Genomic DNA, 20979 nt, shown 5'->3' with positions numbered 1-20979 from the left:
TTCATGAATATTCAGCTCCCTCATATTTTGATTATCCCATCATGGTATCCATATGATTCAAAAGATATAAGAGGGAGCTTTTTTCGTGAACAAGCAATAGCTTTACAAAAATATAGTTTGAAAGTTGGCGTAATTTCTCCTTTAAATCGATCATTAAAGGACATTAATGGAGTGTTTAAGAAAAAATATGGTTTAGATTTATGCTTAGATAATGGAGTAAAGACATATAGATATCATTCAGTTGTATTTACTCCTAAATTTTATTCTTTAATACGTAAGCAATGGATATCGAAAGGTTTAAAATTATTCCACAGATATGTAAAAGATAATGGCAAACCAGATGTGATTCATGTGCATTCTATGACTAATGGCGCATATTTAGCATATGAAATTTTTCAAAAATATCAAATACCTTATGTTATAACTGAACACAGTAGTCATTTTTTTTCAAATTCAGTAGATATTGATGAAATAAATAGTCTCAAGGAAATTGTAAAAGAATCAAGTTCATGTATTGCTGTTAGTCAAGCATTTGCTGATAAGTTAAATTATTTGTTTAATGAAAATAAATGGTTTTATTTACCAAATATTGTTAATGATAAGTTTTTAATGCACGAGCTTTATGATTCTCAGCAGTGTGATTTTTCATTTATTAGTGTATGTATGTTAAATAAGAATAAAAATGTTGATTTAATTATTAATGCTTTCCATAAGGTTTTAAAAAGTAATATAAATGCTAAATTGAAAATAGTAGGCGATGGACCACAAAAAGAGAAATTAGAGAGTTTAGTTGAAAATTTAAATATAAAAGAAAATGTAAGTTTCTTAGGGCTATTAAATAGAGATGATGTAATCAAAGAAATTAATACGTCAAGCGCATTATTAGTCGCTAGTGATATTGAAACATTTAGTGTTGTGCTTGTTGAAGCATTGGCTTTAGGAAAGCCTGTTATATCTACTAAATGTGGAGGACCTGAATCTATTATAAGTCCAGAAGTTGGTTATTTGGTGGAAAAAAATAATATAGATGAATATGTAGAAGCTATGCTAGAAGTTTATCATAATAAATTAAGTCTATTTACAGCATCTAACATTAGAAGATATTGTATAGATCATTTTAGTGAAGCTACTGTAGTTAGTGAACTTATAAAAATTTATAGTATGGTAAAAAGATGAATCTAAAAAAGGTGATGGGCTATGCTTTGGGTCCATTTGGAGCTGCTGCTTTAGGATTTATAAGTTTACCTGTAATGGCGTGGTTCTTTTCGACTGAAGATATAGGTCGGATTTCTATGTTACAGATTTTTTCGACATTTTCGATTTTATTTTTTTGTTTGGGGCTAGATCAAGCATATGTCCGAGAATTTCATGAAAGTGATGATAAGGAATCTCTTTTTAAAAGTTGCTTTTTGCCTGGATTCATTTTTTGCTTAATATTTTTTTTAATTTTATTTATTTTTAATTCAAATATAATATCTATAAGTTTATATGGTATAGATAGCATATATATAAGTTGTCTATCTATTATTTGTTTTTTATTTGCTTTTATAATAAGGTTTTTAGGTTTAATTTTGAGGATGCAAGATAAAGCTTTTTTGTATTCTATCAGTCAAATTACACCTAAAGTTTTTTTTATAAATTTTATATTCGCAATATATATATTTAATTTAGATAAGAATTTTAAAAATTTAATAATGGGCCAAGTACTATCACTTTTTTTCTGTGTTTTGATTTTGTTATGGAATAATAAAGATACGCTGATCGAAATTTTAAAAGCGAAGTTTGATGTAGTTAAGTTTAAGAGAGTAATTAAATTTGGTTCTCCTCTTATTATAGGTGGACTTGCATCATGGGGTCTTAATGTTACAGATAAGTTAATGCTTAAGAATTTAGCAGATTTTAATGAATTGGGATTATATTCCATGGCATTTAGTATCGCAGGTGTGGCAACTATCTTTGCTGGTGTATTTAATACTATTTGGTCACCTATGGTTTTTAAATGGATTAGTAGTGGAAATGTAAACTATCATAAAATATGTGATATACAAGAATACGCTTTATGTGGAGTATATTTTTTAATTGTATTATCAGGTCTTTTTTCTTGGTTAATTATGTTTTTTTTACCAGAAAATTACTATATTGTGCAATATATTGTTACAAACTGTTTATTAGTTCCATTTTTTTACACACTTTCAGAAGTAAGTTCAGTTGGCATTGCTATTTCTAGAAAAACATTTTTTTCAATGTACGCATCTTTTATAGCTTTAATACTGAGTATATTATTTAATTATTTTTTAATTCCTTTACTAGGTGCAGCTGGTGCATCGATTGCTTCAAGTATTGCATTTTGGCTTTTTTTAATCTTACGGACAGAGTTTTCTAATAGATGCTGGGAGAAGTTTAAAACAAAGAAGTTATACCTAGTAACATCAATGTTACTATGTACAGCAGTATTAAACTCATTGCAATTCCTTACTGATTTTGAGATGAAAATAATATGGGTTTTTTTATTGATCATTGGTTTTTTTATATTTAAAAAATCAATAGTAAGTTTACGTTTTCTTGTAAAGTTAAATTAGTATAAGGTTAGTTTGGAGTTTTCAATGGTTCTATATTTTCATAAAAAAAATATTTATCCTTATACTATATTATTTTTTCTCATGACCTCAATCTTCCTACCATCAATAAATTTATTTGGTGTTAATGTTTATTTGACTACAATTTTTTCTTGTTTTTTATTTTTATTTATTTTTTTTGATAGAATTGTATTTAGCAAATATATTATTAATATTTTGTTAATGGGTGGGTGTGTATTTATAAGTAGTATTTATTCAGAAGCTATAGGTTTAACTACTTTTTCAAGTAGAAACTATATTGAAGCTATAAAATATTTGCAATATGTTCCATATTTAATGTCATTATCATTTTTTTATTTATTAGGTGATGATGTATTTAAAAAAATATTAAACTTTATTACATTATTTGTTATCTTTGTTTTTATGATTCAGTGGTTTGATTTTGCTGGGTTAAAACCAATATTAGTCAACATGTATTTAGATTCAGATTCTCCGCACTTTAATGGGGTTCTAGAGGGGTGGAGATTAACATTAACAGGCTCTGGTCCAAATGAAGGAGCTGCTATAGCTGTTTTTTTGCTAATATATAATTTTGTAATGTATTTAAAAAGTAGAAAAATATATTATATATTTACAGTTTTAGGCTTAATTTTGGCTGTGTTAATGTCGCAAAGTCGCACTTCTTTAATAGGAAGTTTTTTTGTTTTAACTTTAATTTTATTTTTTGATAAAAATATTAATTTAATTTATAAATTTTTATTTTTATTTTTTAATTTATTTTTTGTTTTTATTATATTTGCATATTTTGAATTTGAATATATTAAGGTTGGTTTGGAGTTAGCATATTCTGGTGATAATAATAGTTTAAATCTTCGATATGAAAACTTATATAATGGTTTAAAATATTTTTATGAATCTCCTATTTTTGGTGTTGGACCTGCTAAGAATGAATTGAGTACCATTATTGACTCGGAATATGTGCTTATTTTGCAAAGATATGGTTTTTTAGGGGTTTTTGTTTTCTCCTTTTTTATTTTGAGATTAATTTTTAATTCATTTAAAGAAAGAAATTTATTGGCTTCCAATATTTTGTTTGGATATACAATATTTACTTTATTTGTGATGTTAACTAATAATGCTTATAGTGGTTATCAATTAATGTCAATCACTATTTTTTTAATCATTTGGATTTTTTCTTCAAAAGGTACATTAAATGATCGTTCATTTGACATCAGTTCATCAACGAAATGATATTCGAATATTTATGAAACAATGTACATCATTAGCTCAGCGATTTAATGTAACTCTAATAGTTGCAGATGGGTTAGGTGATTCTAACGCAAATAATGTAAATATTATTGATATTGGTAAACCAAATGGAAGATTAAATCGGATGTTTGCACTTACTAAATTAATTTATAATAAAGCAATAGAATTAGATGCTGACCTGTATCATTTACATGATCCTGAACTTTTACCAGTTGCATTAAAATTGAAAAGAAAAGGTAAGAAAGTTATTTTTGATGCTCATGAAGACTTTCCTAAACAAGTTTTAACTAAACCGTATCTAAATAGACACTTAGCAAAAATTATTTCATTTTCTATGAAGTATTATGAACATTATGTTTGTTCAAAGTTGGATTTAATCGTTACAGCAACTCCAACTATTGGTCAGAAATTTTCCAATTTTTGTAAAAATGTAATTGATATTAATAATTATCCATTATTAGGTGAGCTTCAACCTTTGGATAAGGATTGGATTACTATTAAAAATGAAATTGCTTATGTGGGAGGAATTTCTAAGATTAGAGGAATTCAAGAAAGTGTAAATGCATTAGCTTTATTAAAGACCAATACTCAATTAAATTTAGTTGGTAAATTTTCAGAAACTACGACTTATGAGAATATAAAAAATAGTAAAGGATGGGACTCTGTTAATGAGTTAGGACAGTTAAATCGAGAGCAGGTTCGAGATATTTTACAAAAATCTGTAGCTGGATTAGTAACCTTTTTACCAGTACCTAATCATATTGATGCACAGCCTAATAAAATGTTTGAATATATGAGTGCTGGTATACCAGTCATTGGTGCTAATTATCCATTATGGCAAAGTATTATTGAAGGGAATAAATGTGGAATATGTGTAAATCCTGAAGACCCCAAAGAAATAGCAAATGCAATTGATCGTTTGGTATTAGACAAAAAGCTTGCAGAGGAAATGGGGAAAAATGGAATAAATGCAGTAAATACAAAGTATAATTGGAAAATTGAAGAGTCTAAATTAATTAAAGTTTATCAAGAGTTATTAGGTAAAGTATGAAAATATTAACAGTGATTGGTGCGCGCCCACAATTTATTAAGGCAAGTGTTGTATCAGCAGCTATTGAAAAAAGCTCAAATTTAGAAGAAAAAATTATTCATACAGGTCAGCATTTTGATGCGAATATGTCTAATATTTTCTTTGATCAATTAGGTATTCCAAAACCACACTATCAATTAGATATTAATAGTGGTAGTCATGGTTCAATGACTGGACGTATGTTAGAAGAAATTGAAAAAATTTGCCTAACTGAACAACCTGATCGTTTAATGGTATATGGTGATACCAATTCAACTTTAGCAGGTGCGCTGGCTGCTTCAAAACTTCATATTCCTGTTGCGCATATTGAGGCTGGATTACGTAGTTTTAATATGCGAATGCCTGAAGAAATTAACCGTATTTTAACGGATCAAGTCAGTGATATCTTATTTTGCCCAACAGATACAGCAGTAAAAAATTTAAATAATGAAGGCTTTGCAAATAAACCAGTACAAGTATTGAATGTTGGTGATGTGATGCAAGATTCATCAATGTTTTTTGCTGAACGGGCAGTCAAAGGTGAAGCATTAAATCACGTACCTGATACTGATTTTATTGTAGCGACGCTACATCGAGCAGAAAACACAGATGATCCTGTGCGTTTAAAGGCAATTGTAGATGCTTTAAACTATATTCATAAAAATATTTTACCAGTTGTTTTACCATTACACCCACGTACTCAAAAGGTTGTTAAGTCTTTAGGTCTAACTTTGGAAATGCTTGTGTTAGAACCTGTTGGATATTTGGAAATGATTTGGTTGTTGAAGCATTGTAGTGCTGTAGTTTCAGATAGTGGTGGTGTACAAAAAGAAGCATTTTTCTTTAAAAAACCATGTATTACAATGAGAGATCAAACAGAATGGGTTGAGCTTATTGAAAATGGTGTGAATGTGTTGGCAGGTGCTGATACACAGAAAATTATTGAGTTAACACAAGCTATGTTAGGTAAGTTGATCGAAGATCCTTCTAACTTATATGGTGGTGGTCAAGCTTCACAAAATATTGTTCATGTCCTTGAGAAGAACTAAAGAATTATGAGTCAAAAGAAGACAGTTTGGATTATTAATCATTACGCTTCAACCCCGCAGACTGGTTTTGCGGGGAGACATTATTATCTTGGTCAGGAACTAGCCAAGCTAGGTTATAATGTTTATATTATTGCGGCTTCATATACACATATTTTAAGACAACCATTAACTTTTGAAGATGATTTTTATATTGAAAATCATGCGCCAAATTTTAATTATGTTTGGGTTAAAGTACCTGAATATGCTGAATCACGCAGTAAACGTCGTGTATTGAATTGGTTTGAGTTCTCTTGGAAAATTTTGAAACTACCGAAAATATTGTCCGAAAAGCCAGATATAATTTTGAACTCTTCTTTAAGCCTTGTTTCATATATGGCAGCTGAAAAATTAGCTAAAAAGTTAAAAGTGCCTTTATATTTTGAAGTTCGAGATATTTGGCCTTTAACTTTATTAGAACTAGGCGGATATTCAAAATCTCATCCATTTATTATGTTGTTACAATGGATCGAAGATCGTGCCTACAAAAACTCTTATAAAGTAATCTCAAATTTGAAGAATTCAGTAGAACATATGGTCTCTCGTGGTTTAGAGCGATCTAAATTTCATTGGATTCCAAATGGTTTTTCTCAAGATGAGGTTTCCAATAAGGAACCATTAGATCCAAAAATAAGTGCTTTACTACCTCAAAATAAATTTATTGTAGGATATACAGGTACTTTAGGTTTAGCAAATTGTTTGCATTATTTATTACAAGCAGCGAAAGAATTTAAGAGTAATGAAGATGTTGCTTTTGTAATAGTAGGTAAAGGTGATTACAAAGCTGAATTGCAAGCCTATGCACAAGAGCATAATCTTAAAAATGTGACTTTTATTGATCCAATTCCAAAAATTCAAATTCAAAGTATGTTAGATCAATTTGATGTTTGTTATATTGGATTAACACAAGATCCACTGTTTAAATATGGTGTTTCACCAAATAAACTATTTGATTATTTATATTCAGGTAAGCCTTTATTGTATGGTATAGATTCAGGGAATTATAAGCCAGTTTCTGAAGCAAATGCAGGATATGAGTTTATTCCAGAGAATGTGCCAGATCTAATAAAAAAAATACAGTTATTAGTGCAAATGCCTGCATCTGAACGTCTTGCTATGGGCTATAATGGTCGTATATTAGCAGAATCGAAATATGAATATAGTAAATTAGCTCAAGAATTAGAGCGGGTTCTTGAACTATAAATAAGAGAGCATAAAATTTATGAAAAGGTTGATAGATATATTTATTGCATCTGTAGCATTGATGCTTCTTTCACCAATTTTTCTAATTGTTGCAAATAAAGTACGTAAAAATCTAGGATCACCTATCTTTTTCTATCAAGAGCGTCCAGGGAAAGATGGAAAATTATTCAAAATGATTAAATTTCGTTCCATGAAGGATGCTTTTGATAAAGACGGTAACCCATTACCCGATGACCAACGTATTACTCCATTTGGGCAAAAGTTACGTTCTACCAGTTTAGATGAAATGCCACAGCTCATTAATGTACTCAAAGGTGATATGAGTATTGTAGGACCACGCCCTCAAATGAAAGAATTTTTAGATCATTATACTCCGCATCAAATGCGTCGGCATGAGGTTAAGCCTGGAATGACAGGTTTGGCACAAGTGAGTGGTCGAAATAATTTATCTTGGGAAGAAAAATTTGATTTAGATGTGGAATATGTAGAAAAACAGTCAACTTTATTTGATTTTAAAATTATGTTTAAAACGGTTGAAGTCATGGTGAAAAAGGAAGGAATTAATGCACCAGATCAAGAAGTTGGTGCGGAAAGATTTTCTAGTAGTAATAATGTATCAACAACAAAACCGCATTCTCACCAATAAATTTTAAAGTGCTAGTAAAGTAAGTTATGATCAAAAAAGCAATTCTTCCTGTCGCAGGCTTAGGTACACGTTTCTTACCAGCAAGTAAGTCTATTCCGAAAGAAATGGTGACAGTGGTAGATCGCCCAGCTATTGAATATGTCGTTAAAGAAGCCGTTGCGGCAGGTATTGAGCAAATTATTTTAGTGACTCATTCCTCTAAAGCTTCTATTGAAAATTATTTTGATCGCAACTTTGAGTTAGAAACCACCTTAGAAAATAAAAAGAAATTTGACTTGCTCAAAGAGATTACAGATATTTTACCTAAAAATGTCAGTGTTGTTAGTGTACGTCAACCTCAGCCTTTGGGTTTAGGTCATGCTGTACTTTGTGCTAAAGATATCATTGGAAATGAGCCTTTTGCAGTTTTATTACCCGATGTTTTAGTAAAAGATACTGATACCCAAAATGATTTATCATTAATGATCCAACGTTTTGAAATCTCAAATGCTTCACAGATTATGGTTGAAGCTGTGCCTGATCATTTAGTTGATCAATATGGTATTGTAGATGTTGCTCAATCACCGAATGAAGGTGAAAGCATTGTTATGCAAGGGATTGTAGAAAAGCCTGCTGTGGGTACTGCGCCTTCAAATTTATCAGTTGTCGGACGTTATGTTTTACCTGCTGAAATTATGCAACTTTTAGAAAATACGCCAAAAGGTGCGGGCAATGAGATACAGCTTACCGATGCGATTGCTGCATTACAAAATACCGCAACGGTTGAAGCGTACCGTATGAAAGGACAAACCTTTGATTGTGGTAGTAAGCTTGGTTATTTAAAAGCAGTGCTATACTATGGGATTGAGCATCCAAAACTGGGTGTAGAGTTTAAAAAACTAATTCAAAAATTAGAGCTGTAAAGACTCAAAACTAGGTGATAAATGAAAATTAGTGTTTTTGGTACGACCTTACAGGCGGGCGTACTGGCAGGTTTGATGGCTGAGTTTGGTCATCAAGTTTCGTGGTGTTTAAACTCACTCAAAACACTAAAATATCAAGATGAAAAAGTCAATCAATTAATCGAAAGCCAAATAAAACTCGGTTTTATAAGTATTATTGACGCCGATCAGTTGCATTTAGATCAAGATGTTTATTTATTTTCATTTACACCAACAGAGGTTGATATTGCTCTAAATATTGCAAAAAAGATTAGCCTTTCGGCAATTATTCATCCTAAATTGATGATTAATGGTTCAACCTTTGGTTTGCATGGTACTCAACAATTAAAAAGTATTTTGTCTCATGATTATTGGGCATATTTACCTGATGTAATTCAAGAGGGTAATGCGATTCAGAGTTTTACGCAGCTTAAACAAGTCATCGTTGGTGTAGAGCAAGAAGAAACTCAAAACTTGATGTCTGAATTATTACGTCCTATCTTTCAGTTTAAACAACAATTTTTGTTTATGCCGATTTTGGATGCAGAATTTACCAAACTCAGTATTTCTGGCATGTTAGCGACACGTATTAGTTATATGAATGACTTAGCTTCAGTGTCTGAAAAATTGGGAATAGATATTAGTAATGTTCGTCAAGGTTTAGCAGCCGACACACGTATCGGGGCAACTTACTTATCTCCTGGTGCTGGTTTTGGTGGTGAAAATTTTTCACATGATATTTTAACTTTATCCAATACTGTGGCTGATATGGGTGCTCATAGTCATTTACTGGAACAAGTATGGGCGATTAATGAGCAACAAAAAGAAGTTTTATTTAGAAAATTATGGAATTATTATCATAGCCATTTAAAAGGTAAAACTGTTGCAATTTGGGGTGCTTCCTTTAAAGAGAATACCTCAAGCATTCAAAATGCACCTATTCATGTCATGTTGCAAGCTTTATGGGCGCAAGGAATTACGGTGCAATTACATGATCCGCAAGCGTTAAAAGAAATTAAAAATATGTATGGGGTTCGTGCTGATTTAATTTTATGTGAGGATCAATATCAGGCTGTTGAAAATGCAGATGCATTGTGTTTAATGACCGCTTGGGCGCAATATTGGAGTCCTGATTACGCACAATTGAAGCAAAAAATGAAACATCCTTTGATTTTGGACGGTCGTAATATTTATGATCCTAAGTATGTGAAATCCCAAGGCTTTGCTTATCAAGGAGTGGGTCGTTCATGAGCAATATCGAGAAATTTCCTGTGCAAGTAGATATTCGGCAGCAGTTGAGCCTATTGGCTGAAGTTCAAAAAAATGTCCATTTAAATGAATTGTTTGCACAAGAAACACATCGTTTTGAAAGCTATTCTGTGCAATATCAGGATCTTACTTTTGATTTTAGTAAGCATCGTATTGATCAAACTATTTTTAAAAACTTAATGCAATTTGCTGAATCAAAACATTTAACACAATGGATTCAACGCTTATTTTCAGAAGAACAGATTAACTATACTGAACAACGTGCAGCAATGCATTGGGTTTTGCGTCAACCCATTGAAAATAAAAAAAATAAAAAAATTGTACAAGCTGTACATGAACAGTTAGAGCGTATGTATCGTATTGTTGAAAAGATTCATGCAGGACAATATCGTGGTGTGACAGGCGAAGTCATTCAAAATGTGGTCAACATTGGTGTGGGTGGCTCGGATTTAGGTCCTTTGATGGTCACACATGCTTTATCTGATTATAAAGTTCATACTGCAAAACCTTTAAATGTACATTTTGTTTCAACCATGGATGGCAGTCAGCTTTCAGAGTTGTTACATCAGTTACGCCCAGAAACGACGCTCTTTATTATTTCTTCCAAGTCTTTTGGTACGATCGATACATTATCGAATGCACAAACGGTACGCCAATGGTTAGAAAAGTCCTTAGGGCAGAGTGAAGGAGTTTTAAAAAATCATTTTATTGGTATTTCGACCAAACCTGAGAAAATGACTGCGTGGGGAATTGCACCTGAAAATCAATTATTGCTGTGGGATTGGGTCGGTGGTCGTTATTCGCTATGGTCATGTATTGGTTTGCCGATTGCATTGACAATAGGTATAGATGGTTTTAAACAATTACTTGCAGGTGCTTATACGATTGATGAGCATTTTCAACAGGCAGAGTTTGCACAAAATTTACCTGTATTGATGGGAATGTTAGGCGTTTGGAATAATAATTTTTTAAATATTCAAACACATGCAGTACTTCCTTATGATGGGCGTTTAAAATATTTTGCAGCTTATCTACAACAATTAGAAATGGAATCGAATGGTAAATCCATTCAGCGTAATAATGAAAAAGTAGAGTATGACACTTGCCCGATTCTTTGGGGAGAAGTGGGTCCAAATGCACAACATGCATTTTATCAATTACTGCATCAAGGTACGCATTTGGTTAGTTGTGATTTTATTGCACCTATCAATCGTTATAATGCGAATCAATTTACTTATGCTGAAAATGCAGAAGCCTTAATTGAGCAGCATCATTTAGCGCTTTCAAATTGTTTAGCACAATCACGCTTATTGGCATTTGGAAATCAAGCACTTGATCAAAATGAATTGCCTGATTTACCTAAATATAAGCAATACGAAGGCAATCAGCCAAGTACTACATTGTTAATGAAAGAATTAAGTCCTTATAGTTTGGGAATGTTAATTGCTTTATATGAACATAAAGTTTTTGTGCAATCTGTAATATGGAATATTAATCCTTTTGATCAGTGGGGCGTTGAAAAAGGTAAGGAAATAGCTAATCAACTATTGCCTATTTTAAATCAACAACAACATGACTTATCAGCCTTAGATGCTTCGACACAAGGTTTAATCAAAATCCTTCTTCAAAAATAACAGAGTTTTATTATGGCAAACATTTTAGTGACAGGTGGTGCAGGCTATATCGGTTCACATACTTGTTTAGAAATTTTAAATGCAGGACACTCTGTTATTGTACTGGATAATTTATCTAATAGCTCTGAAGAAGCTTTGTTACGAGTACAAGAACTCACAGCAAAAAGTTTAACTTTTGTTGAGGGAGATATTCGGGATGCATCTGCTTTAGATCAAGTGTTTGCAACGCATAAAATTGATGCAGTGATCCATTTTGCGGGTTTAAAAGCTGTTGGCGAGAGTCAGCAAATTCCATTGACTTATTTTGATAATAATATTGCGGGTTCAATTAGCTTGGTGCAAGCTATGGAACGTGCTGAAGTCTTTCATTTAGTCTTCAGTTCATCTGCCACCGTCTATGGTGAAAGTAATCCCTCGCCTTATCAAGAAAATATGCCATTGGGTATGCCTACAAATAACTATGGCTATACAAAGCTTATCGTTGAACAAATGCTAGAAAAATTATCTTTAGCAGATGAGCGTTGGTCAATTGCATTATTGCGTTATTTTAATCCTATTGGTGCACATAAAAGTGGTCGTATTGGTGAAGATCCGCAAGGGATTCCTAATAATTTGATGCCATTTATTACCCAAGTTGCTGTAGGTCGTCGCGAAAAGCTTTCAATTTTTGGTCAAGATTATGCAACCCAAGATGGAACGTGTGAGCGTGATTATATTCATGTCGTAGATTTAGCTAAGGCACATTTATTAGCACTTGATCATCGGTTAAAGTCAAAAGGTTGTAGAGCTTGGAATATTGGTACTGGGCAGCCTATTTCTGTATTACAAATGAAAAATACTTTTGAAAAAGTGAATGACAGAAAAATTCCTTTTGAATTTGTTGAAAGACGTTTTGGTGATTTGGCGAGTTTTTATGCAGATAGTACACGAGCTCAAACGGAACTTGGTTGGGTTGCAAAATATAGTTTAGAAGATATGCTTGTAGATAGTTGGAATTGGCAAAAGCAAAATCCTGAGGGATATAAAAAATAATTTTTAAGTATTTAAAAATGGGAGCTGATCGCTCCCATTTTTTAGCAAAATTTTTGATGAAAATCAGATTATCCCTGAATTAAAGCTGTTAATTCATCTACATAAGCTTGCATTGGTTTTGGATTTTTATCTTTACGGCTTTCAATGTTTAGTCGTAATAAAGGCTCTGTATTTGAAGCACGAACATTTAAACGCCAAGCGTTAAAATCTAAACTCACACCGTCGGTTTGGTCAATTTTTGGATTTTGATCCGCAAAATAGTCAAATATTTTTTGAATCGTCTGTTGAGTATCAGCGACTTTAAAGTTGATTTCACCACTGCAAGGGAATTTTTCAATCATATCTTCAACCAGTGTGGATAAAGATTGATTGGTTTCTGAAACTACTGAAATTGCCAATAACCAAGGAATCATACCGCTATCACAATATGAAAAATCGCGGAAATAATGGTGTGCACTCATTTCTCCACCATAAACCGCATTATGTTCACGCATAACATCTTTAATAAAAGCATGCCCTGATTTAGATTGAATAGCTGTTCCTTGATATTTTTCAACAATATCAAACGTATTCCAAACTAAACGAGGATCGTGCACAATTTTTTCGCCTGACTGTTTCAGTAAAAATGCTTGAGCAAGTAAACCTACAATGTAATAGCCTTCGATAAATTGACCTTTTTCATCAAAAAGGAAGCAACGATCAAAATCACCATCCCATGCGATCCCCATATCTGCTTGATGTTCAATTACAGCATTACGGGTACTATCGCGGTTTTCCACTAAAATTGGGTTGGGAATCCCGTTAGGAAAGTGACCATCTGCATCATTGTGAATTTTAATGAATTCAACAGGAATATTGAGTTGTTTGAATTGTGCTTCAATGGCATCAACCACATGACCTGCTGCACCGTTGCCTGCATTCATGACTAATTTTAATGGGCGAATTTTACTTGGATCAATATAGGTGATTAAATGCTCAATGAACTCAGGTAAAATATTGTATTGTTGAGTTTTACCTTTTTGAGCAACATCTTTAAACTGTTCTGTTTCAGCTAAGGCTTGAATGTCTTTTAAACCAGTATCTGCACTGATTGGTCGTGCATTTTCACGCACCAATTTCATGCCATTATAATCCATTGGATTATGACTTGCTGTGATTTCAATCCCACCCTGAACATCTAAATGAAAAGCACCAAAATAAACCTCTTCCGTACCTGTCATACCTAAGTCAAGGACATCAACACCTGCATCATTTAAACCACGGATGGTGGCTTGTTTGAGTTCTTCACTGGTTAAGCGAACATCACAGCCGATGACCACAGTTTTAGGTTGATAAATTTGCCCATAAGCACGACCGATTTTATATGCAATATCGTTATTGAGTTCTGTGCCGAGTTTTCCACGGATATCATAAGCTTTAAAGCAAGTGAGTTGGCTCATATCTTCTCTCGTTTAGAAAGAAAAGGGCTGGTTAATCCAGCCCTTTCTAAGTATTTTCTATATTATTCTACAGTGACAGATTTTGCCAAGTTACGAGGTTGATCTACATCTGTACCACGTAATACTGCAACATGATAAGATAAAAGCTGCACTGGAATACTATAAACAATAGGGGCTAACCAATGATTTGTTGTTGGAATATGAACAACATGTTGGCGCTCTTTTTCTACAATACCACTGTTTTCATCTGCAAAGACAAAGAGTTCACCACCACGCGCTTGAACTTCTTCCATATTAGATTTTAACTTATCTAACATATCGTCATTTGGAGCGAGAATAACCACAGGCATATCATTATCCACTAAAGCAAGTGGACCATGTTTAAGTTCGCCCGCAGCATAACCTTCAGCATGAATATATGAAATCTCTTTGAGCTTTAAAGCACCTTCAAGTGCGATCGGGAACTGAGTACCACGACCTAAGAATAAACAATGTTGTTTTTCTTTAAAGAGTTCTGACAAGCGTAAAATTGCTTTATCACCTTGTAAAGTATCTAAAATAACTTTTGGTGTATGCCATAAAGCTGCTGTAATTTCTGCTATGTTTTCAGCAGAAATGCTCTGTTTTACTTGCCCAATTTTTAAGATCAACAACATTAACGCAGCAAGCTGAGTGGTAAATGCTTTTGTTGAAGCAACCCCGATTTCAGGACCAGCAAGTGTAAGTAAATGATGATTGGTTTCACGTACCATCGATGATGTTGCAACGTTACAAATCGTCATGGTTGAAATAGATAAATTTTTTGCTGCTGCACGTTTTTGAGTATCACGTAATGCAGCTAAAGTATCTGCTGTTTCGCCTGATTGAGAAATACATACATATAGTGTATTGCCTACAATGACAGGTGAGCGATAGCGGAATTCGCTTGCAATTTCAACTTGGCAAGGTAAATCAATAATTTGCTCAAACCAATATTTAGCAATCATGCCTGCATGGTAACTCGTACCACAAGCAATGATTTGAACTTGTTGAATATTGTTGAAATCAACTTCTGCATTTTTTAGGAAGTCATCACGCAGCGCATTACCATTAAGTGCTTGAGAAATGGTTTGCTGAATCGCTTCAGGTTGCTCATAAATTTCTTTGAGCATGTAGTGTTTGTATTCACCTTTTGATGCATTGCTAACCGTTGCATCTAGTTCTTTAATTGGGCGGTCAACCAACTGTCCATTTACAAATACTTCAATGCTATTGCGTGTTAAACGTGCAATATCACCTTCTTCAAGGTACATAAAGCGATTGGTAATAGGAAGCAATGCCAATTGATCTGAACTAATAAAGTTCTCACCAATACCGACACCAATCACAAGTGGTGAACCTTCACGAACTGTGATCAATTCATCAGGATGTGCAGTATGTACAATACCTAAGGCATAAGCACCTTTAAGTTGAGGTACGATACTCTCTACAGCTTTTAATAAATCTGGAATTGTTTTGAGTGCTTCATGGACTAAATGAGCAACAACTTCCGTATCTGTTTGTGAGGTAAATACATAACCTAAAGCTTCTAAGTCATTTTTAAGTTCTTGATAATTTTCAATAATACCATTATGAACAACGGCTACATCACCAGAAATATGCGGATGCGCATTATTTTCAGTCGGTTTGCCATGCGTTGCCCAACGTGTATGTGCAATACCAAGAGAGCCTAAAATATTGGACTCATTGACTGCTTGTTCAAGATTAGCAACTTTACCAACACGACGTTCACGTAAAATTTGACCGTGATCAACGAGTGCGACACCTGCAGAGTCATAACCACGATATTCGAGGCGTTTTAGACCTTCGATTAAAATATTTGTAATACTACGTTCTGCAACGCCGCCAACAATTCCGCACATAGTTATATCCTCTTATTTCGTAGTCTTTTGGGGACGTTGATAATTTTCTTTCGTAATTTGTTTTGCACGCTCAAAGGCAAGGCTGTTATCTGCAACATCATGTGTAATGACTGAGCCTGCACCTGTCGTTGCACCATTGCCAATCGTTACAGGTGCAACCAATGAGTTATTTGTACCCACAAAAGCATGATTACCAATAATGGTTTTATGTTTATTGGCACCATCATAGTTACAAGTAATTGTACCTGCGCCAATATTCGATTCAGCACCAATTTCAGCATCACCAAGATAAGCAAAATGATTTGCTTTAGATGCAAAACCAATAGACGTATTTTTTACTTCAACAAAGTTACCAATATGCACTTCATTTGCCAATTTTGCACCTGGGCGTAAACGTGCAAATGGTCCAATTTGAACGTGTTCTCCAACAATGGCATTGTCGAAAATGCTATACGGTTGAACTTTCGTGCCAGCAGCAATTTTAGTATTTTTAATGATACAGCCCGCACCAATTTCTACATTGTCACCAAATTCACAGTCACCTTCGATAATGACATTAATGTCAATACGAACATCATTGCCTGTTTTGAGTTTTCCACGAAGGTCAAAACGCTGTGGATCAATAATATGCACGCCTTGTTGCATCAATAATTTTGCTTGGTGATTTTGGAATTCACGTTCTAATGCAGCAAGTTGTAGGCGGTCATTTACACCTTCAACTTCAAAAGCGAGTTCTGGTTGAATTGAGGCGATTTCCATGCCATCTGCCAAAGCCATGGCAACAATATCAGTGAGATAGTATTCACCTTGAGCATTTTCATTGCTCAGTTTTGGTAACCATTCATGCAATTTAGCATTGCTTACACAGTAAATTCCTGTGTTAATTTCTTTGATTTGGCGTTGTTCGTCAGAAGCATCTTTATGTTCAACAATGGCTTGGATTTTTCCATCTTGGCGAACAATACGACCATAACCTGTAGAGTCTGCTAAAGTCAGTGTCACTAAACCAATGCCAGATGTAGTAGAAGCATCAATAAGACGTTGCAAAGTACTTTGTTGTACGCAAGGTACATCACCTGACAAAATTAAAGACATACCTTCTGTAGGAAGTACGGGTAAAGTTACTTTTACCGCATGTCCTGTACCGAGTTGTTCAGTTTGTTCAACCCATTGTACATTTTCGTCAGCAAACGCATTTTGGACTAAGTTACCGCCATGTCCAAAAATTGTAATTATATTTTTTGCTTGTAATTGTTTCGCTGTTTCAATCACATGACCCAGTAAAGGACGTCCTGCTAAAGGTTGTAACACTTTAGGCAGGCTAGAACGCATACGTGTTCCTTTACCAGCAGCAAGAATGATTACAGTCGTTGACATATAACACCTGATAATAAATTTAAATCACATAAAATAAAAATAAATCACAATACACAACGCAGCCCAAATTCCAGCAATGATATCGTCAAACATGATACCGAAGCCGCCATCAACTTGACGGTCAATGACACGAATTGGCCAAGGTTTCCAAACATCAAACAAACGGAATAAAGCAAAGCCGATCAATGCCCATAACCAATCCATAGCTCCTAAATAAATCAGAGGTAGAAAAGTGATGGATTGACCTGCAAATTCATCCCAAACAATGCGTCCATCATCATGTACATGAATAATCTTTGCGGTTTGACCACAAATATAAATTCCAACGAGTGACATAACGATGATTGCAGCCAATGAAGCATAGAAGCCAAGCATTAGCCAAATGGGAATGAATAATAAAGCAAAGGCTGAACCGAATGTACCCGGTGCTTTAGGTGCTAAACCTGAGCCAAAACCAACACCGCAGAACACAATAAAGCGTTCAGACCAAGTCATCTCTTTAAAGATAATAGGGGGTTTATGCAAAATGTTGATATCCGTGAAAGTGAAGAGGATGATCTAAGCCATCTTTTTCAAAAGTTAGTCCGTGTTGTGCCTTAATTTCCCCGATGATTGTAGTTTGTACATTGGGTTGTAATTGCAAAAGTTTTTGATAGTTTTGCGTGCTTATTGTAAAGCATAACTCATAATCATCGCCACCTGAAAGCGCATATTGCCATTGTTTTTCAGGTTTTAAAGTGTGAATTGTTGTGTTTATTGGTAAGTTATTGAGACTTATGACAGCGCCTACTTGTGATGCTTTTAAAATATGTCCTAAATCTTGTGCTAATCCATCAGAGATATCAATCATGCTGGATGCTAAGTCTTTTAGCATTTGACCCAGTTCACAACGCGGTGTTGGATAGTCCAAGCGTTGTTGTAAGGGATGCCCTAAATGCTCGAGTGCAAAAGCTGCATCACCGACGGTACCACTGACCACGATCAGATCATCAGGTTGTGCGCCAGAGCGTGCAATGGCTTTACCTTTTTCAATCCAACCTAGTGCTGTGACGGAGAGTGTCAAATGTGGGCTCTGTGTGGTATCACCACCGATTAAACGTACACCAAATTGATCGCAACAATCATATAAACCCTGACTAAAATCTTTTAGCCAGTCATGATCAATTTGGGGTAGGCTCAATGCAAGTAAAATACTATGGGGCTTTGCACCCATTGCAGCAATATCAGAAAGGTTGACCGCAACACATTTCCAACCAATCGCATGAGGAGAAGTATCTAAAGGAAAATGTCGACCCGCAACTAAAGTGTCTGCACAAATCACCAGTTGGTGATCAGGTGGGGGAGTGAGCAGAGCTGAGTCATCACCCACACCTAAGTCAACATCATCTTGTTGACGGTTGAAATAGGTTTGGATAATTGAGAACTCAGCCATAATCAAACAACTTATTTCGCTTGTTGTTTTTCTGCTGCACGTAAGGTTGTTGCAAGACGGTCTAATACACCATTGATGTATTTGTGGCTGTCTGCACCACCAAAGTGTTTTGCCAATTCAATGGCTTCATCTAGTACGACGCGATATGGGATCTCAAGATGATCTTTAAGCTCGTATGCGCCTAAACGTAACGTCGCAAGCTCGACACCATCCAAAGCTTCAATTTCACGGTCAAGTACTGGAATAAGTAAAGCATCCAATGCTTCATGGTTTGCGATCACTTCTGTGAGCAACTCATGGTAATAGCCGAGATCCACTTTATGCATAGCGTTATCTGCACGCGTACGTGCTTCAATTTCATGCACAGGGTTGTGGCTCATTTGCCATTCATAAATCCCTTGTACAGCAAAACGACGTGCTTTGCGTTTTGCTGCATAAGTAGCTTGGAGTGTTTGCGACATGCTTTAAATTGCCTTTAACAGGTTAACCATTTCAATAGCAGTAAGGGCAGCTTCACCACCTTTATTACCTGCTTTTGTACCAGAGCGTTCAATCGCCTGTTCAATACTGTCCGTAGTCAATACACCATTAATTACAGGTAAGCCAGTATCTAAACCAACCACACCTAAACCTTTGGCACATTCACCTGCAACGAAGTCAAAATGTGGTGTACTACCACGAATAACTGCGCCAAGTGCAATGACTGCATCAAACTTACCTGAATTTGCGAGTTTTTTAGCAACAACAGGAAGTTCCCATGCGCCCGGTGCATGAACGACAGTGATATTATCGTCGCTAACACCATGACGATGCAACGTATCAATTGCACCTTCAAGTAAATGTTCAACAACAAAGCTGTTAAAACGACCAACTAAAATCGCGTAACGGTCTTCGCTCGCGAGATGTAATAAACCTTCAATTCGGCGAATCGCCATAGCAACCTCGATGATTTAACAGATAATTTATTTATTTAAAAATAACAACTTAAACTTGATCAGCGGTGATGTATTCAACCACTTCCAAGTGAAAACCAGACAATGCATTGAAACGTAATGGAGAGCTAAGCAGCTTCATTTTTTCAACACCTAAATCACGTAAAATTTGTGCACCTACACCAATGGTTTGGTATTGTTGTGACAATGCTGCGTTTGATTTAGTTGGTTTTGGTTTAGCTAAAGCTTCTAAAGCAGGACCTAAGTCAGATAAATGACGTTGACCAATCCAGACTAAAACACCACGATCACTATTGGCAATCGTTTTAAGTGCTTTATCTAAGTTCCAAGCTGCTTCACCCTCTTGTTTGTTTAACTTGAGTAGATCGCGAGTTGGATTAAAACCATGTACACGAACAGTGGTAACGCCTTCTTTCGGTTCACCTTTAACTAAAGCTAAGTGAATATCTGGATTACCAATTTCACGATAACGATAAAGTTCAAACGTACCATATTCAGTGTTAATACTTTGTTGATCTAGACGTTCAACGGTCTGTTCATTGGTCATACGATAATGAATCAGGTCTGCAATGGTACCCATTTTTAAGCCATGCTTTTCAGCAAAAACTTCAAGATCTGGGCGGCGTGCCATTGTGCCATCTTCATTAATGATTTCACAAATCACAGAAGCAGGCTCTAAGCCAGCCAAACGTGATAAATCACAACCAGCTTCAGTATGTCCAGCGCGGTGCAGTACGCCACCTGGCTGTGCCATAAGTGGGAAAATATGCCCAGGTTGTACAATATCAGTCGGTTTAGCGTGTGCAGCAACCGCTGTTTGAATGGTATGCGCACGTTCAGCCGCTGAAATACCTGTGGTAATCCCTTCAGCAGCTTCGATAGATAAGGTGAAGTTCGTACCATGCTGTGCGCCATTGGCGTCAACCATAAGCGGCAGATCGAGTTGTTTACAACGATCACGACTTAAGGTTAAACATACTAAGCCACGCGCATGAGTAATCATAAAGTTGATGTCTTCAGGGCGTACGTGGGTTGCAGCAATGACTAAATCGCCTTCATTTTCACGATCTTCATCATCCATCAGGATAACCATTTTCCCTGCACGGATATCTGCTACAAGCTCTTCAACTGTATTGATCGGCATCAAGCTTCACCTTTTTGTTCTGTCGTATGA

The 20979-nt window shown here is 34.8% G+C and carries 19 protein-coding genes; 11 read left to right on the top strand and 8 right to left on the bottom strand.

The features are described from left to right. The first annotated feature begins 3 nt into the window (after positions 1-3). From HX005_RS14975 to galE, 11 genes are read left to right on the top strand one after another with little or no spacing between them, the layout of a single operon-like run. A complete protein-coding gene (locus tag HX005_RS14975; protein ID WP_286377958.1) occupies positions 4-1176 on the top strand; it encodes a glycosyltransferase in 1173 nt (390 codons plus the stop codon). After that, complete coding sequence (locus tag HX005_RS14970; protein ID WP_286377957.1) at positions 1173-2579, top strand: lipopolysaccharide biosynthesis protein; 1407 nt, start codon at positions 1173-1175, stop codon at positions 2577-2579. The genes HX005_RS14975 and HX005_RS14970 overlap by 4 nt, the downstream gene beginning before the upstream one ends. A gap of 24 nt (positions 2580-2603) precedes the next feature. Continuing rightward, positions 2604-3827, top strand: coding sequence for an O-antigen ligase family protein (locus tag HX005_RS14965; protein WP_286377956.1), 1224 nt, complete (start codon positions 2604-2606; stop codon positions 3825-3827). A 13-nt stretch (positions 3828-3840) separates the two neighbouring features. Then, positions 3841-4896: a glycosyltransferase family 4 protein gene (locus HX005_RS14960; RefSeq protein ID WP_286377955.1), complete on the top strand. Its 1056-nt coding sequence runs from the start codon at positions 3841-3843 to the stop codon at positions 4894-4896. After that, positions 4893-5963, top strand: coding sequence for a non-hydrolyzing UDP-N-acetylglucosamine 2-epimerase (gene wecB / locus HX005_RS14955; RefSeq protein ID WP_286377954.1), 1071 nt, complete (start codon positions 4893-4895; stop codon positions 5961-5963). The genes HX005_RS14960 and wecB overlap by 4 nt, the downstream gene beginning before the upstream one ends. Before the next feature lie 6 nt (positions 5964-5969). Further along, positions 5970-7202, top strand: coding sequence for a glycosyltransferase family 4 protein (locus HX005_RS14950; protein WP_286377953.1), 1233 nt, complete (start codon positions 5970-5972; stop codon positions 7200-7202). Positions 7203-7221: 19 nt separating this feature from the next. Then, positions 7222-7848 carry a sugar transferase gene (locus HX005_RS14945; RefSeq protein WP_286377952.1) on the top strand — a complete coding sequence of 209 codons (627 nt, stop codon included), beginning with the start codon at positions 7222-7224 and terminating at the stop codon, positions 7846-7848. A gap of 26 nt (positions 7849-7874) precedes the next feature. Beyond that, complete coding sequence (gene galU / locus HX005_RS14940) at positions 7875-8750, top strand: UTP--glucose-1-phosphate uridylyltransferase GalU (protein ID WP_286377951.1); 876 nt, start codon at positions 7875-7877, stop codon at positions 8748-8750. 21 nt (positions 8751-8771) lie between these two features. Beyond that, entirely contained in the window at positions 8772-10019 is a 1248-nt protein-coding gene (locus HX005_RS14935; protein ID WP_286377950.1) for a nucleotide sugar dehydrogenase, read from the top strand. Further along, positions 10016-11671 (top strand): glucose-6-phosphate isomerase, encoded by a 1656-nt coding sequence (gene pgi, locus HX005_RS14930; protein WP_286377949.1) that lies wholly within the window; start codon positions 10016-10018, stop codon positions 11669-11671. The genes HX005_RS14935 and pgi overlap by 4 nt, the downstream gene beginning before the upstream one ends. A 12-nt stretch (positions 11672-11683) precedes the next feature. After that, positions 11684-12703, top strand: coding sequence for a UDP-glucose 4-epimerase GalE (galE, locus tag HX005_RS14925; RefSeq protein ID WP_286377948.1), 1020 nt, complete (start codon positions 11684-11686; stop codon positions 12701-12703). 68 nt (positions 12704-12771) lie between these two features. On the opposite strand, the gene HX005_RS14920 is transcribed toward galE, so the two are convergent. The 8 genes from HX005_RS14920 to ribBA all read right to left on the bottom strand — a co-directional run bounded on the left by HX005_RS14920 (position 12772) and on the right by ribBA (position 20949). Then, on the bottom strand, positions 12772-14142 hold the full coding sequence (locus tag HX005_RS14920; protein WP_286377947.1) for a phosphohexomutase domain-containing protein: 1371 nt from the start codon (positions 14140-14142) through the stop codon (positions 12772-12774). 62 nt (positions 14143-14204) lie between these two features. Then, a complete protein-coding gene (gene glmS / locus HX005_RS14915) occupies positions 14205-16043 on the bottom strand; it encodes a glutamine--fructose-6-phosphate transaminase (isomerizing) (protein ID WP_286377946.1) in 1839 nt (612 codons plus the stop codon). Positions 16044-16055: 12 nt separating this feature from the next. After that, positions 16056-17420 (bottom strand): bifunctional UDP-N-acetylglucosamine diphosphorylase/glucosamine-1-phosphate N-acetyltransferase GlmU, encoded by a 1365-nt coding sequence (gene glmU / locus HX005_RS14910; RefSeq protein ID WP_286377945.1) that lies wholly within the window; start codon positions 17418-17420, stop codon positions 16056-16058. Positions 17421-17444: 24 nt separating this feature from the next. Beyond that, a complete protein-coding gene (locus HX005_RS14905; RefSeq protein ID WP_286378000.1) occupies positions 17445-17915 on the bottom strand; it encodes a phosphatidylglycerophosphatase A family protein in 471 nt (156 codons plus the stop codon). A 22-nt stretch (positions 17916-17937) separates the two neighbouring features. After that, the gene (thiL, locus tag HX005_RS14900) at positions 17938-18852 is read right to left on the bottom strand and encodes a thiamine-phosphate kinase (protein ID WP_286377944.1); all 915 of its coding nucleotides are present in this window, start codon (positions 18850-18852) and stop codon (positions 17938-17940) included. 11 nt (positions 18853-18863) lie between these two features. After that, the gene (gene nusB / locus HX005_RS14895; RefSeq protein WP_107008945.1) at positions 18864-19313 is read right to left on the bottom strand and encodes a transcription antitermination factor NusB; all 450 of its coding nucleotides are present in this window, start codon (positions 19311-19313) and stop codon (positions 18864-18866) included. A 3-nt stretch (positions 19314-19316) separates the two neighbouring features. Further along, a complete protein-coding gene (ribH, locus tag HX005_RS14890) occupies positions 19317-19787 on the bottom strand; it encodes a 6,7-dimethyl-8-ribityllumazine synthase (protein ID WP_107008944.1) in 471 nt (156 codons plus the stop codon). A gap of 49 nt (positions 19788-19836) precedes the next feature. Further along, on the bottom strand, positions 19837-20949 hold the full coding sequence (ribBA, locus tag HX005_RS14885; RefSeq protein ID WP_107008943.1) for a bifunctional 3,4-dihydroxy-2-butanone-4-phosphate synthase/GTP cyclohydrolase II: 1113 nt from the start codon (positions 20947-20949) through the stop codon (positions 19837-19839). Between the last annotated feature and the right edge of the window lie 30 nt (positions 20950-20979).

The sequence above is a fragment of the Acinetobacter sp. R933-2 genome, assembly GCF_030325485.1.
Lineage (GTDB): Bacteria > Pseudomonadota > Gammaproteobacteria > Pseudomonadales > Moraxellaceae > Acinetobacter > Acinetobacter sichuanensis.
This window is presented reverse-complemented; position numbering and strand designations above follow the sequence as displayed.

Bases quoted from the DNA above. Each gene is read 5' to 3' on its own strand.
- HX005_RS14975 (WP_286377958.1), top strand. From the start codon at position 4: ATGAATATTCAGCTCCCTCATATTTTGATTATCCCATCATGGTATCCA.
- HX005_RS14970 (WP_286377957.1), top strand. From the start codon at position 1,173: ATGAATCTAAAAAAGGTGATGGGCTATGCTTTGGGTCCATTTGGAGCT.
- HX005_RS14965 (WP_286377956.1), top strand. From the start codon at position 2,604: ATGGTTCTATATTTTCATAAAAAAAATATTTATCCTTATACTATATTA.
- HX005_RS14960 (WP_286377955.1), top strand. From the start codon at position 3,841: ATGAAACAATGTACATCATTAGCTCAGCGATTTAATGTAACTCTAATA.
- wecB (WP_286377954.1), top strand. From the start codon at position 4,893: ATGAAAATATTAACAGTGATTGGTGCGCGCCCACAATTTATTAAGGCA.
- HX005_RS14950 (WP_286377953.1), top strand. From the start codon at position 5,970: ATGAGTCAAAAGAAGACAGTTTGGATTATTAATCATTACGCTTCAACC.
- HX005_RS14945 (WP_286377952.1), top strand. From the start codon at position 7,222: ATGAAAAGGTTGATAGATATATTTATTGCATCTGTAGCATTGATGCTT.
- galU (WP_286377951.1), top strand. From the start codon at position 7,875: ATGATCAAAAAAGCAATTCTTCCTGTCGCAGGCTTAGGTACACGTTTC.
- HX005_RS14935 (WP_286377950.1), top strand. From the start codon at position 8,772: ATGAAAATTAGTGTTTTTGGTACGACCTTACAGGCGGGCGTACTGGCA.
- pgi (WP_286377949.1), top strand. From the start codon at position 10,016: ATGAGCAATATCGAGAAATTTCCTGTGCAAGTAGATATTCGGCAGCAG.
- galE (WP_286377948.1), top strand. From the start codon at position 11,684: ATGGCAAACATTTTAGTGACAGGTGGTGCAGGCTATATCGGTTCACAT.
- HX005_RS14920 (WP_286377947.1), bottom strand. From the start codon at position 14,142: ATGAGCCAACTCACTTGCTTTAAAGCTTATGATATCCGTGGAAAACTC.
- glmS (WP_286377946.1), bottom strand. From the start codon at position 16,043: ATGTGCGGAATTGTTGGCGGCGTTGCAGAACGTAGTATTACAAATATT.
- glmU (WP_286377945.1), bottom strand. From the start codon at position 17,420: ATGTCAACGACTGTAATCATTCTTGCTGCTGGTAAAGGAACACGTATG.
- HX005_RS14905 (WP_286378000.1), bottom strand. From the start codon at position 17,915: ATGACTTGGTCTGAACGCTTTATTGTGTTCTGCGGTGTTGGTTTTGGC.
- thiL (WP_286377944.1), bottom strand. From the start codon at position 18,852: ATGGCTGAGTTCTCAATTATCCAAACCTATTTCAACCGTCAACAAGAT.
- nusB (WP_107008945.1), bottom strand. From the start codon at position 19,313: ATGTCGCAAACACTCCAAGCTACTTATGCAGCAAAACGCAAAGCACGT.
- ribH (WP_107008944.1), bottom strand. From the start codon at position 19,787: ATGGCGATTCGCCGAATTGAAGGTTTATTACATCTCGCGAGCGAAGAC.
- ribBA (WP_107008943.1), bottom strand. From the start codon at position 20,949: ATGCCGATCAATACAGTTGAAGAGCTTGTAGCAGATATCCGTGCAGGG.